Origin of the sequence: Haloferax mucosum ATCC BAA-1512 (assembly GCF_000337815.1) — an archaeon.
In the GTDB taxonomy this organism is placed as follows: domain Archaea; phylum Halobacteriota; class Halobacteria; order Halobacteriales; family Haloferacaceae; genus Haloferax; species Haloferax mucosum.
Genome location: NZ_AOLN01000013.1, coordinates 240,474 through 253,407 on the forward strand (window position 1 = coordinate 240,474; position 12,934 = coordinate 253,407).

The following is a 12,934-nucleotide window of genomic DNA, read 5'->3' on the forward strand; positions in this document are numbered from 1 at the left end:
ACAAACTTCGTGGAGAATAACGTCGCGGACGGTCGCTCGCACGGGTTACTCCAGATACGGGGTTTCAATCGCACTCTCACCACTGATGAGCGTATTCATGTGGCGCGTAATCCAGTCGAAGAGGGTGATGAGTGGAAAGAGTGCGATTCCGACGAGTCGAATGACTGGGGCGACGGTTGTCGCCCACTGTTCGGCGTTTCCGAGGCCGAAAGATTTGGGGACAATCTCTCCGAATACCAGGATGACGAAGCTGGTAAAGAGAGTCGTTGCGACGACTGCGAGGCCGGGAGGGAGATAGCTGACAACAAGTACCGTCACGATACTGGAGATAGCGATGTTTACGACGTTGTTTCCGACGAGGAGCGTCACGAGCAGTCGGTGTGGGTCGTCGGAAAGTTCGGCCAGAGTGGCCGCTCGGCTGTCGCCCGTGGTCACTGCTTGCTGTCGAATCCACTCCCGAGGCAGCGAGAAGATAGCCGTCTCAGAACTGGAAAAAAACGCGCTACACACCAACAACAGGACAACTGCGACGAGTCCACCGACGAGGAGAGTGGTCGTGGTCATATACGTAGTCCATCAGGGCGAAGACAGAAACCCTTCCGCCTCGGCGAATCCCGAATGACAGATATCAACAAATGCGTAACGGCTTTGAATCGGCCTGCCAACGTTCGGGTATGGATTGGCCACACGACCCGGACGGCGAAGAAGGGAGCGAAGGCGGACGCAAGTACGGCCAGGCAGTCATCGCAAAGAAGATCGACGAAGACGAGGACTTCCCGCTGAACAAAGTGGAGTTCGTCGATGAGTTCGGTGACCACCCGATTCGACTCGACTACGAGCGTGTTGTCTCACTCTCGGATATCTTCGAACACGTCGAAGGCGAATCGTTCGGCGACTTCGTCGAATTCCACAAGGCCGTCGGCAAAGCGATGCGCGAAAACGACTTTTGGTTCTACGAGGGAGCAGAACAGTTCGTCACCGGCAAGAAAGCGTAATTCCGACGCAGACGGAGTTAGACGACCGGTTTACGTATCCGACCGCTCGTAGGAGGCTCGTTCCTGTACTTCCTGTTCGATAGCGTCGCGTTCCCACGTACGCGTCTCGTCGCCTTCGACCTCGGCTTGTACTTTCTCTTCGAGAAGCGTCACGGCGACACTGTTTGCACCCTCGGGGATGATGAGGTCGGCGTGTTTCTTCGTCGGCTCGATGAACTGCTCGTGCATCGGCTTGACCGTCGAGAGATACTGGTCGATGACACCTTGGAGGTCGCGGCCGCGGTCGATGGCGTCGCGCTGGATACGCCGCAGAATACGAACGTCGGCGTCGGTTTCGACGTACAGGCGTAAATCGAGCATCTCGTTTACGTCCTCGTCGTAGAGCGCGAGAATTCCTTCCAGGATGATGACGTCGGTCGGCTCGACGGTCACGCGCTCTGGTTTCCGGTTGTGGACCTCGAAATCGTACTGCGGCATCTCGACGGACCGGCCTTCGAGCAGTTCGGAGAGCTGTTCGCGCAATAGGTCCCACTCGAACGCCGACGGGTGGTCGTAGTTCATCTGCTCCCGCTCGGCCATTTCGAGGTGACTCTGGTCTTTGTAGTAGTTGTCAATCGGAATCCGCGTCACGGATTCGCCGACGTTCTCCGTGATGAGTCGGGCCACGGTCGTCTTTCCGGCACCACTGCCCCCGGCGATGCCGATGACGAACGACGGAATAGTCATCTACCGAACCACGCCCGCGTACACGTTTGAACACAGCGATTCGCTCTTTTCACCGAGTTAGTATATAAAACACAGTGGTAGTCTATATCAATCAGCCGTCTCTCATACCGCTGTCGTCCGTAATTATTACTGATTTCTGAACATTTGGGGTTAAATTTATAAACTACACCGTCCATGCCATTTGACATGGTACGTGATATCGTACGACGCGACTTCCTCAAGGGAGTGGGAGCCGCGGGCGCGGCAGGCTTGACTGGCTTATCAGGATGCATCGGTGGCGGCGGCGACGGTGGTGGCGGCCCGGAGGGGCTTGTCGTCATCGGCTACCCGGAAAGCGGGATTCAGTTGTTCCGTGATTACTACAGCGCATCCGACGGGAGCGAGTCGATTCTGGTTCCCGACGGGCTTCGCTCTGGGTCGATGCCCGGGCAGGTCGGAAACGACATGGAGAACGTCACCGGAACGGCACCGGCGGCTGGCGGTCCGAATCAAGAGACGTTCAACCAACTGTTCCAAGACGAGTACGGGGGGGCACCGGGGGTCTTTACGTCACAGACGTACGACTCCGTCGCAATCCAACTCCTCTCGAACGCCGCGGCCGGTGAGAACTCCGGACCGGCAATCAAAGACCAGATGCGCCGGATGGCGAATCCGGGCGGCATGACGGTCGGACCGGACAACCTCGTAGAGGGTATCGAAGCGGCCGCAAACGGCGAAGACATCGACTACCAAGGAGCGTCGTCTTCGGTCAACTTCAACGAGTTGGGCGACCCCGCGGAGGCGGCCTACGCCATCTGGGAGTTCGACGCCGAAAACAACGCGACGACAGAAGTCGATAAACAGAGTTTCGCTGGCGACAACCCCGACGGGTCCGGACCGGCCGCAGACAGCGGGCCGGGGGGGACCGACCGCGAAATCGACGTGGGGATTCTCCTGCCGGAGACCGGTGATCTCGCGGCCGTCGGGCAACCGATGATTCAGGCCGCACAGATACCGGTCAAGCAGGTCAACGACGCCAACCCGGCCGGCATCTCGGTCAACGCGCAGATCGAAGACACCCAAACGTCTCCCGACGTCGGTGTCTCGGCCGCGCAATCGCTCGTCTCCGCCGGCGTCCCGTCGGTCTGTGGGTCGGCATCGTCCGGTGTGAACGTCCCCGTCTCACAACAGGCGTTCATCCCGAACGAAATCGTCGGCTGTTCGCCGTCCTCGACGGCACTGTCCGTCTCGAACCTCGAAGACAACGACTTCATCTTCCGGACGGCACCGTCCGACTTCCTGCAGGGTCGCGTCATGGCACAGGTCATGTCCGAACGCCTCGAAGTCAGCACGGTATCGACGCTGTTCGTCAACAACGACTACGGGCAACAACTCTCCGAGCGCTTCAGTAGCGTCTTCAGTGACCAATTCGATGGGGAAGTGTACAATCAGGTCGCGTTCAACATCGGTGAGTCGTCGTACTCCTCGGTCATCGGGACGGCGCTCTCCGGTCCGGAGAACTGAGCAGGGCGAGAGACCCGGGCAGACACAGATTCGGCTTTTTTCGGAGACGCTGTGAGCACCGGTACCGACAGGTATCGGTCCCCGGCCGCCACAAGACACTTGTCTGATAATTGGTACAAAATCGATAATGAAGCGTCGCGCCCTCCTCTCGACGCTCGGTGGGTCGTATCTCACACTCACCGCCGGTTGTCTCTCACAAAACGGGACGTCGGGGACGCCGTCGAATCCGCAATCAACGACGACCAAATCGACGTCGCCACCGACGGGTACGGGGTCGGAGACGAAAACGCCCGAACCCACGCGTGCCAACCTCATCGTCGAAAACGACGACGACGAGGAGCACACGCTATCGATTCGAGTTCGAAACGCCGCCGGCGACGAGGGTACCGCGATTCTCGACCGGTCTGTCGATGTGAGTGACGGTCCTGGCTTCGGGATGGGCGTCGCGGGTTCTCGCGTCGGCGAGGGGACGTACCGCGTCACTGCCGAACTCGACACCGGCGCGACGCTCGATTACGAGTGGCGCGTCACAGCGGTAGCACGAGACCTCTCTATCGTCATCACGAGCGACGGAAGCCTCGAACCGCGTCAGCGACTCGCCGAAGGTGGCGACGGGAACCTCCCGTACGACGTCTCGGGGGCGAAAGACATCTTCGCACCTCCGCGCGCCGAAATCCGAAACGAGAGTGACGAAGACACCATGCTGACTATCGGCATCGAACACGACGGCGACCGGTTTTTCGAGCACACGTTCAACGCCGAGACGGACCGCGAAATTTCGACCCCGCCGCTCGTGAAATCGCACGCGACCTACGACGTGAGCGTCGAGACCGACGACGGTCGAAGCGCGTCCTACGAGTGGACGATTCCAGAGAACTGGGGGTGGCCGTTACTGGCGATTCTCGTCGCCGAGGACGGGTCGCTCATGGTCGGGTGTTCGTGGCCTCGCAGGCGCTCGATTTCCGTCGAGAACACCGACGAAACCGACCACGAGCTGACGCTGATGGTTTCGGGCGACGGAAGCACCGTGGCCGAGACGACACAGACGGTATCGCCCGGCGAGTCGGAGTACGCTTTCGATGTCCCCATCGGCGACGAGTACGAGTTGACAGTCGAGACAGACGGCGGGTCGGAAACCGTGACGTACGCCGCTTGTTACTGCTGGAACACACGCGTGACGGTGACGCTCGCCGGTGGAACACCGGCCGTCGAGACGTTCCACTACTGGTGTGAGTGAACGGAGATAAAAACGAACCGGGGGCGTGGATAGCTATCCGCCGAGGAAGTCCTGTCTGACCTGCTCGTCTTCGAGCAGTGCGGTGCCGGTGTCCATGTAGCGGTTCTGTCCGTTGGCGAGGACGTAGCCGCGGTCGCATCGCCGGAGCGCTTCCATCGCGTTCTGTTCGACCATCAGGATGGCCGTGCCGGCCTCGTTGATTTCGTCGATCTTGTCGAACATCTCGTCTACGAGGTCGGGAGCGAGCCCCGCCGATGGCTCGTCAAGCAAGAGCAAGTCGGGGTCGAGCATGAGGGCGCGACCCATCGCAAGCATCTGCTGTTGCCCGCCGGACATGGTGCCCGCCTTCTGGTGTTTTCGCTCTTCGAGGATTGGGAACCGGTCGTAGACCGCGCGCATCGACTCGGTCGGGACATCGTCGAGGATGTACGCGCCCATTTCGAGGTTCTCCTCGACCGTCAGCGTCGGGAACACGTTGTCGTTCTGCGGGACGTACCCGATGCCGACGTGAATAATGTCTTCGGGACGTCGGCCGGTGATATCGTCGTCTTTGAACTGCACCTTGCCACCCATGTGCGCCGTCAGGCCGAAGACGGACTTCATCGTCGTGGACTTGCCGGCCCCGTTCGGGCCGACGATGGTGACGTACTCACCGTCGAAGACGTCCATATCGACGTCGGTGAGGATTTGCAGGTCGCCGTAGCCGGCGTCGAGGTTGCGGACGCGCAGGAGCACGTCGCTTCGGTCTTCGACGCCCGCACCGCTCGTCGCACTGGTGTTGGCATCGACGCTCATACGTTCCCTCCGAGGTAGGCTTCGATGACCTCCTCGTTGCTCCGAATGTCGTCCGGCGTCCCCTCGGTCAGCACTTTCCCTTGGTGGAGGACGATAACGTGTTCACAGTTGTTCATGATGAGGTCCATGTCGTGTTCCACGAGGAGGAAGGTGTAGCCCTGCTCGCGGAGTTCGTGGACGTGTTTGAGTAGCTTCTTTTCGAGCGTGGGATTAACCCCGGCGAACGGCTCGTCTAAGAGCAACATGTCGGGGTCCGTGAGGAGTGCCCGCGCCATTTCGAGGAGTTTCCGCTGGCCGCCTGAGAGGTTGCCCGCGTACTCCTCTGCGATGTGGGCGATGTCGAAGAAGTCGAGGACTTCCCAGACGCGTTCGAGCAGTTCTTCTTCCTGTTCGCGCACGTCGTCGCGGACGCCCGGCATGACCGACCGCCAGAGTTCTTCGCCGCGCTGGTGTTTCGGCGCGAGCATCATGTTTTCGAGGACGGTCATGTCGCTCAGTTCGCGGGCGATTTGGAACGTCCGAACCATACCGCGGTTGGCGATTTCGTGTGGCTCCTCGCCGGTGATGTCTTCACCGTTGAACGTGACAGTCCCCGCGTCGGGCTTGAGCACACCCGTGATGAGGTTGAACGTCGTGGATTTGCCGGCTCCGTTGGGACCGATAAGTCCCGTGAGACTCCCGGCTTCGACTTCGAACGACGCGCCATCGACGGCGGTGATACCGCCGAAGGACTTGTGCAGTCCCTCGACTTGCAACGGGAAATCGACCGTCGTCTCGACGCCCGACGCGAACGCGCCGAGTGCGTCCTCGTCGGGTTTGGTTGCGACGTCATCGACGGGTGGGTCCGCCGCGTCGCTCATTCGTCGTCACCTCCTTCGACCGAACCGCCGTCAGTTGCCATCGTCTTCGGACGCGACAGCGAGATGACGGACGCCGTCTCCTTGCGGTGGCCAAGAAGCCCGTCGGGGCGGTTGTGCATCAGCCAGATGAGCACGAGACCCATCACCACGAGTTGGAGTTGCCGGATGCTATCGACCGTGTACAGGAGGAGCGGGACGGGGTCGAGTTGCGAGATGAGCGGGCCGATGGCCTGCCCGAATCCAGCCGGGGAGCCGAGATTGGGGAACACCGCCGAGACGAGGTTCTGGAAGTACCGCGGTCCCTGGTAGAGCACTGCGGCGAAGACCGCCCCGCCGAGGACGCTCCCGGTATTGGAGCCCGCACCGCCGATGATGAGCGCGATCCAAATGAAGAACGTCACGCGCGGCCGGAAGAAGTTCGGCGTCACGGCACCCTGCGGTATGAGCCAGAGGATACCGGCGAGACCCATCAGCGCACAGCCGAGCATGAACGACTTAATCTTGAACTTGTCAGTGTCCTTCCCGAGCGCGTTCGCCACGTCTTCGTCCTCGCGGATGGCCTTCAGCACGCGACCGAAGGGCGATTCACCGGTGCGCTTGAGCAACCAGTAGAACGCGCTGACGAACCCGAGGAGCAACAGGCCGTAGACGATGCCGTCTACGACGGGTTTCGGATTCGTCGGGACGATGACTTGGAACGCATCGACGAAGCCGAGGTAGACGCCCCACAGCCCCACAGATTGGAACAGCGCTTGGAGCGGCGGCACGAAGTCGAGGATAAGCCCCGACCCGCCGCCGAATCCGACGGTGTTTCCGAGCACCGAGAACTGCTGAAGCTCCCCGGAGAGGAAACTAAAGCGGACGATTTCCGACATCGCAATCGTCACGATTGCCAAGTAGTCCGCCCGCAACCGAAGCGCGGGGAGCGCGACCACGAGTCCCAAGAGGGCGGCCGCGAGCATGCCGGCGAGGATACCGACCCACAGTGGCAAGCCGAGACCACCGACTTGCGCCGCGCCGCCGGGGACGAACACCGGTTTCGAGACGAGCGCCATCACGTACACACCGACGGCCATGAAGCCGACGATGCCGATGTTGAACAGCCCGGTGTAACCCCAATGGAGATTGAGGGCGAGCGACAGCATCGCAAACACGCCGATGTAGAACGTCAGCGTGGCGATGGAGTTCAGTTGTCCGCGAAGGTCGTACCCGAGTCCAATCCCCGCAAGGATGTACAGGAGGTACGCGGATACGAGGACGAACACGATGAGTCCCGCGTCGCCGCCCGGCATGCGAGCGGCGAGGTCGTCTCGGACGCTCATGCTGTTGCCCTCCCGCTGAAGAGACCGGACGGTTTCACGAGCAGGATGACGATCATCACGACGAACGCGGCGGCCCGCGCGAACGCGGACGGAATCCACAGGACCGACATTGACGCCGTCAGGCCGATGACGAGACCGCCGGTGATGGCTCCGTAGATGGACCCGATACCGCCGAGGATGACCGCGGCGAAGATGAGGAGCAACAGGAGCCACCCATCGTTGAAGCCGAGGGTCCCCTTCCAGAGGATGAACATGTATCCCGCGACACCCGTGAGACCCCCGCCGATGACCCACGTCGCGCGGACGACGCGCTCGGTCGGGATACCCGTGATGAGCGCGAGGTCCTGATTGTCGGCCATCGCGCGCATCGCCTTCCCGAGTTTCGTCCGCTGTAAGAGCAGGTGGACGCCGAGCATCAGCCCGGCCGCGACAACGAGAAGCGTGATGTCGTGTGCGTCGATGAAGACGGTGCCATCGACGAGGTACAGCCCCATCGAGGGCGGTTGTGCGGTCGTTCCGCGGACGTCGGAACCGAAGACGAACTGCATCAGGTAGCGAAGCGCGAAAGCGACACCGATGCTCGTAATAAGGAGCGTGATGCCGTCTTCGTTCCGAACCGGACGGAAGATGGTCCGGTCAACCGCAAGTGAAAGCACGATTGCGAACCCGCCGGCCACGACGATGCCCGCGACGACGGCGAGCGGCGTCGAGAGCATCCCGATGTCGAGCGCCCCACCGTAGACGGAGCCACCCGCTCCGACCAACAAGAGCGCCCCCACGTCGGCCCTGCCGAGACCCGCGATGAGGTACGTCGTCGCCCATCCGGAGAACGCTCCGGCCGTGATGTAGTCGCCGTGCGAGAAGTTTGCGAAGTTCAGAATGCTGTACGTCATCGACAACCCGATGCCCGCGAGGCCGATTACGAGCCCCCGCATCAGACCATCCCAGACAAGCGTGCCAATGTCGGCAAACTGTGTCTGCCCCGTTGCAATCCCGAGAAGCAGGTCACCGATCAGTACGGCTGCGATGACCGCCAGTACGAGCACGAACGGACGCTCGATGGCGAACCGCCGCCCCCGGGAGTATGTTTCTGCAATACCCATTGATAACTATCCTCATGGTATGTGCGGACGATAAACAAGCATAAATCTTTCCCAATCAGTTACCTGGAATTGACAACTAAGTACTATCCGCTGGTGCGCGATTAGGTCCAGACCGTCGGAAACGGCGACACGTAAAAACCCACTGCGGCCCGATACAAGACCATGCGCGTCACTTCGGCCGGGTTGTCTGACCTCGACACGCTTTCGGACCTCTGGGTCGCCCTCGCTCGCGGACAGCGGACGTTCGGCTCACACCTCGCGGCCGAGGCCAACAGGGCGACGATACGAGACGCGATGGCGTATCACCTCTCAGTCGGTGGTATCCTCGTCGCGCGCGACGAATCGCCCGACGACGACGTACCGGCCAGAGCTTCGGATTCGAACATCGTCGGGTTCGTCATGTTCGACACCGAATCGGGGGCGTACGAACAGGACGTTACCCGCGGCGTCGTCCGCAACTTGTTCGTCGTCCCTGACAGGCGCGATTCGGGTATCGGGAGTCGCTTGCTCGACGCCGCGGAAAGAGAACTGCGAACTGCGGGCGTTGAGACGGTTGCGCTCGACGTGATGGCGACCAACGACGCCGCCCGCAGATTCTACCGACGGCACGGCTATCGACCCTATCGAGTCGAACTAGAAAAACCGATACAAAACGATACACACTCAAGGGAGGACGGATAATCGGGAGACGCGCCAGGAGAGCATGGGCGGTTCATGCACTCGACTTGTAATCGAGACTTCGTGGGTTCAAATCCCACTCCTGGCTCTACCACTTTCTAACAGACCTAATCTAGAACGTAACTAGTTCCCTTTCTCCCCTCTAAAATCTGGGTCAAGCCAGATTTCTGTTATTGAGTACTACCGACAATTTCCGCTATCTACCTTTGACTGACACTGATTACGCGCCGAAACGAGAGCGGTCAGTTACGACCCGACGAGCGAACGCGAATCAAGAGCAAAGAACCCGGCACGCCGAGGATGAGTGCGCGGAACGGATTATGTTTAATGATAATGTCGGGGTCGAGCGGCTCCGATTGGAGGTCCGTGATTCGGAGACACGAGTAGTAGACCGTCACGTGAGTCAACACGTACGCGAAGCTTGCGGGAACGACAATTGGATACTGAATCCCGCTCATTGCGAGACCCTCGAAGGCGAACGCGGTGAGTGCAGAAATCGAGAGTAAGTTCCCCAATTGGAGCGTAATCCCGGTCAGCGCGGTGATTGCGGTGTCGAAGAGCGACGCCCCGTAAGGAGTGTACGTGAGTGCAGTTACGACTGCGATGGCTCCGAGAAGGAGTCCGGCGAGTAGCCCAGACATCGCATACACGTACTCCATTGGGGGGACCGTTACGGATGCGATGTAGCGCGAGACTTTAGTTCTATCTCTGCCATTATCGGATGCGAAAATCAGAACGAATACTGGGATGTCCGCGTGGATCACCAGCGCGACGCCCACCGTGACGGCGTTTTATCTTTATCCGGAACGTCATTTCGGTATGAACGCGACAGACCAGTTCATGCTCGCGGTGACGCTCCTCATCTTCGCGCTTCTCGTACTCGGCGCACTCCTCGCGTACATCTAGGGAGAAAACTTATGTGATATTCATTAAGGATACTAGACATCATGCCGGAATGTCAGAACTGTGGCTCGTTCGTGACCCCCACATACGCCCGAGTCTTTACGCCCGATGACATGGACGAGCCACGCGTCTGTCCGAACTGCGAGGATATGGTTCGTGACGGTGCACAGGTGCGAGCGGCGCGCTCGCCGAGAAATCACTGAACGATGTGGTAGCGTTCAGCTTCCTGTCGAACGAGGCCACGCTTGCTGAGCGTACTGAGAATACTGTAGAGTGCAATCTTCTTCATTTCGAGACCACTCTGTAAGTCGTCGATAGATGCGCCGTCGTGTGTCGTGAGATAGAGGTACACGAGCTTTGCCGATGGAGAATCGAGTTCTCCCGGGACTTCGATGGTCGGAACCGTCTGTTGCATGGTCGTTGTCGTTCAGTTTGCTTCGACGATAATAAAACTCTCTTACAACAATCGTCGAATAACGAAGAACGGGTTTGAGGCCACGAGGAACTCGAATTCGAGCGAATCGTTGTATTCATAACGAACATACATGCGATAAAATGTGCCCTTCGACGGACTCCACTTTCGACTGTCGTCGAAGCACCGAATCGAGACACAGAGCGTAGTTCGAGACGATGGGCGCGCGACAAAATTCGAGATGGAAGGGGCGGGAGTCGAACCACGCGAAGCCAATTGAAAACCACCGGGACGACCACGAGCGGTCACTGCCGGTGTGCTCTACCACTGAGCCACCCTTCCGCCCGAAAATACGGTTCCGTCGGACAAATAGCCGTTGATCACCCCGCCGTACTCGGCCGGTTCACGGCAAAGGCGCGCCGTTCTGCCGACAACTGCGCGGTCGCTCTCGGGCGTCGGCGTCGAAAGAATCGCGGTCGTTTCGGGGTCGGGAGACTGAGAAACCGACTCAGTAGCTCCGGATCTTCGGCTCGTACGTCTTGTTCTCGCCTTCGAGGATGACCGGCTTGTACCAGAGTTCCGGCCGGCCGTCGTTCCACGACAATAGCGTGTGTTTGAGCCACTTCTCGTCGCGGCGCTCTTGGTACTCTTTGCGCCAGTGGGCACCGCGGAACTCGTTGCGCGCGAGCGCGCCGAGGGTAATCGCCTCGGCGATGTCAAGGATGTTACGCGTTTCGAGTGTCTGGAGCAGGTCCGTGTTGAACGTCCGGGACTTGTCGCCGACGAACACGTCCTGGTAGAGTTCACGCGCCTCGCGGATGTCGCGGAGCGCCTGCTTGAGACCGTCTTCCTCGCGGAAGACGTTCACGTTCTGCGTCATCGACTTCTGGACGCGCTCGCGGATTTCCGCGTGCTGGATGCCGTCGTCTTTCTCCAGTAGGTGGTCGATGGTCTGGCGCTCGTCTTCGACGGCGCGCTGGACGAGGTCGGACCCGGTGGTTGCCGTACCGGAATCCGCGGCGGCCCCGCCGTCGGCGACGACGTCTTCGCCGATACCCGATTCGCCGAGTTCGACCGGCGATTCGATTTCTGCGGTCTCGTAGTCGCCGACCTTGCCGGTCGTGATTTCGGCTTCCTTCATGTCCTTGCCCGCGGCGTGGTGGCCGGCGCGCTTGCCGAAGACGATGAGTTCGGGGAGTGCGTTGCCGCCGAGGCGGTTGCCGCCGTGGACGGAGGCACACGCACACTCGCCGGCCGCGTAGAGACCGGCAATACACGTCTCGCCGTTCTCGTCGGTCTCGATGCCGCCCATCGCGTAGTGCTGGCCGGGCTTGACCGGCATCGGCGCTTCGAGCGGGTTGACGCCCTCGAAGTCCTCCGAGAGATGGATTATGTTTTCGAGACGGTCGATGATGCGCTCTTCGCCGAGGTGACGCATGTCGAGGTGGACGTACTCGTCTTCGATACCGCGACCTTCGTTGACTTCCGTCAGTTCGGCGCGGGAGACGACGTCGCGGGACGCGAGTTCGCCGAGGTTGTTCGCGTAGCCGTACTCGAACATGAAGCGCTCGCCGTCTTCGTTGTAGAGAATACCACCCTCACCGCGGACACCCTCGGTGATGAGGACCCCGGTCGAGGGGAGCGTCGTCGGGTGGAACTGGATGAACTCCATGTCCTCCATCGGCGCGCCGGCGCGGTAGGCCATCGCCACGCCGTCGCCGGTGTTGGCGACCGCGTTCGTCGTGTGGTCGTAAACCTGTCCGAGTCCGCCGGTGGCGAGGATGACGCCGTTGCGGGCGCGGAAGCCTTCGACCTGTCCGGTCTGGACATCGTACGCGACGATGCCGTGGCAGGTTCGGTCCTCGGGTTGCTCCTCGTCGGAGACGGCGAGTCGCGTCACGTGCCACTCGTCGTAGACCTTGATGCCACGCTTGACGAGTTGCTCGTACATCGTGTGGAGCAACTGGTGACCGGTCTCGGCACCCGCGTAGGTCGTCCGCGGGAACGAGAGGCCGCCGAACGGTCGCTGACTGACGCGACCGTCGTCGTCACGGGAGAACGCCATCCCCCAGTGTTCGAGTTTGATGGTCTCTTTCGGACTGTCCTTACAGAGGGTCTCGGCCGCCGGTGCGTCGGCGAGGTAGTCCGAGCCCTTCATCGTGTCGTACGCGTGGTCTTCCCACGAGTCGGCCTCGCGGAGGGCGGCGTTGATGCCACCTTCCGCCGCGCCCGTGTGACTCCGAACCGGGTGGAGCTTCGACACGATGGCCACGTCGGCTCCTTCCTCGTCTGCCGCAATCGCCGCGCGCAGGCCCGCCCCGCCCGCGCCGACTACGATAACGTCGTGTTCGTACATGGTGTGTTTGAGTGTGTCGTAGGGTTGGTCGAACTTCAGGGTTT

Annotated in this window: 15 protein-coding genes and 2 tRNA genes; 7 read left to right on the plus strand and 10 right to left on the minus strand. The window is 60.6% G+C overall.

What is annotated here, in order from left to right; all coding sequences use genetic code 11:
- Positions 1-45: 45 nt before the first annotated feature.
- Positions 46-564, minus strand: a complete 519-nt coding sequence (locus C440_RS11215) for a CNNM domain-containing protein (RefSeq protein ID WP_008320597.1) — start codon at positions 562-564, stop codon at positions 46-48.
- Between the two features lie 110 nt (positions 565-674).
- Between C440_RS11215 and C440_RS11220 the strand changes: the two genes are divergently transcribed.
- A complete protein-coding gene (locus tag C440_RS11220; protein ID WP_008320598.1) occupies positions 675-995 on the plus strand; it encodes a DUF5785 family protein in 321 nt (106 codons plus the stop codon).
- A gap of 30 nt (positions 996-1,025) precedes the next feature.
- On the opposite strand, the gene udk is transcribed toward C440_RS11220, so the two are convergent.
- Positions 1,026-1,721 carry a uridine kinase gene (udk, locus tag C440_RS11225; protein WP_008320599.1) on the minus strand — a complete coding sequence of 232 codons (696 nt, stop codon included), beginning with the start codon at positions 1,719-1,721 and terminating at the stop codon, positions 1,026-1,028.
- A 186-nt stretch (positions 1,722-1,907) separates the two neighbouring features.
- On the opposite strand from udk, the gene C440_RS11230 reads away from it, so the two are divergent.
- Positions 1,908-3,224, plus strand: a complete 1,317-nt coding sequence (locus C440_RS11230) for an ABC transporter substrate-binding protein (RefSeq protein ID WP_049915737.1) — start codon at positions 1,908-1,910, stop codon at positions 3,222-3,224.
- Between the two features lie 127 nt (positions 3,225-3,351).
- Entirely contained in the window at positions 3,352-4,461 is a 1,110-nt protein-coding gene (locus C440_RS18080) for a hypothetical protein (RefSeq protein ID WP_008320601.1), read from the plus strand.
- Between the two features lie 33 nt (positions 4,462-4,494).
- Here the strand turns inward: C440_RS18080 and C440_RS11245 are convergent, their stop codons facing one another.
- From C440_RS11245 to C440_RS11260, 4 genes are read right to left on the minus strand one after another with little or no spacing between them, the layout of a single operon-like run.
- A complete protein-coding gene (locus tag C440_RS11245) occupies positions 4,495-5,256 on the minus strand; it encodes an ABC transporter ATP-binding protein (RefSeq protein WP_008320602.1) in 762 nt (253 codons plus the stop codon).
- Positions 5,253-6,116: an ABC transporter ATP-binding protein gene (locus C440_RS11250; protein WP_008320603.1), complete on the minus strand. Its 864-nt coding sequence runs from the start codon at positions 6,114-6,116 to the stop codon at positions 5,253-5,255. The genes C440_RS11245 and C440_RS11250 overlap by 4 nt, the downstream gene beginning before the upstream one ends.
- The gene (locus tag C440_RS11255) at positions 6,113-7,438 is read right to left on the minus strand and encodes a branched-chain amino acid ABC transporter permease (RefSeq protein ID WP_008320604.1); all 1,326 of its coding nucleotides are present in this window, start codon (positions 7,436-7,438) and stop codon (positions 6,113-6,115) included. Before C440_RS11255 ends, C440_RS11250 begins: the two co-directional genes overlap by 4 nt.
- Positions 7,435-8,373 (minus strand): branched-chain amino acid ABC transporter permease, encoded by a 939-nt coding sequence (locus C440_RS11260; protein WP_193788403.1) that lies wholly within the window; start codon positions 8,371-8,373, stop codon positions 7,435-7,437. The genes C440_RS11255 and C440_RS11260 overlap by 4 nt, the downstream gene beginning before the upstream one ends.
- Positions 8,374-8,703: 330 nt before the next feature.
- Here C440_RS11260 and C440_RS11265 point away from each other — a divergent pair, with 330 nt between their 5' ends.
- The gene (locus C440_RS11265; RefSeq protein WP_008320606.1) at positions 8,704-9,222 is read left to right on the plus strand and encodes a GNAT family N-acetyltransferase; all 519 of its coding nucleotides are present in this window, start codon (positions 8,704-8,706) and stop codon (positions 9,220-9,222) included.
- 11 nt (positions 9,223-9,233) lie between these two features.
- Positions 9,234-9,307, plus strand: a tRNA-Thr gene (locus C440_RS11270).
- 154 nt (positions 9,308-9,461) lie between these two features.
- On the opposite strand, the gene C440_RS11275 is transcribed toward C440_RS11270, so the two are convergent.
- A complete protein-coding gene (locus C440_RS11275) occupies positions 9,462-9,878 on the minus strand; it encodes a hypothetical protein (protein ID WP_008320607.1) in 417 nt (138 codons plus the stop codon).
- Positions 9,879-9,966: 88 nt separating this feature from the next.
- Here C440_RS11275 and C440_RS17560 point away from each other — a divergent pair, with 88 nt between their 5' ends.
- Together C440_RS17560 and C440_RS18280 are read left to right on the plus strand one after the other, a co-directional pair.
- Positions 9,967-10,125, plus strand: coding sequence for a hypothetical protein (locus tag C440_RS17560; RefSeq protein ID WP_161605931.1), 159 nt, complete (start codon positions 9,967-9,969; stop codon positions 10,123-10,125).
- Positions 10,126-10,166: 41 nt separating this feature from the next.
- Positions 10,167-10,325 (plus strand): DUF7563 family protein, encoded by a 159-nt coding sequence (locus C440_RS18280; RefSeq protein ID WP_449404602.1) that lies wholly within the window; start codon positions 10,167-10,169, stop codon positions 10,323-10,325.
- Here the strand turns inward: C440_RS18280 and C440_RS11280 are convergent.
- The 3 genes from C440_RS11280 to C440_RS11290 form a co-directional block, all read right to left on the minus strand.
- Entirely contained in the window at positions 10,319-10,537 is a 219-nt protein-coding gene (locus C440_RS11280) for a helix-turn-helix domain-containing protein (protein WP_008320608.1), read from the minus strand. The two genes, C440_RS18280 and C440_RS11280, sit on opposite strands and share 7 nt — an antisense overlap.
- 239 nt (positions 10,538-10,776) lie before the next feature.
- Positions 10,777-10,876: transfer RNA gene (locus C440_RS11285), tRNA-His, on the minus strand.
- A gap of 166 nt (positions 10,877-11,042) precedes the next feature.
- The gene (locus tag C440_RS11290; protein WP_008320609.1) at positions 11,043-12,890 is read right to left on the minus strand and encodes an FAD-binding protein; all 1,848 of its coding nucleotides are present in this window, start codon (positions 12,888-12,890) and stop codon (positions 11,043-11,045) included.
- Positions 12,891-12,934 lie beyond the last annotated feature (44 nt).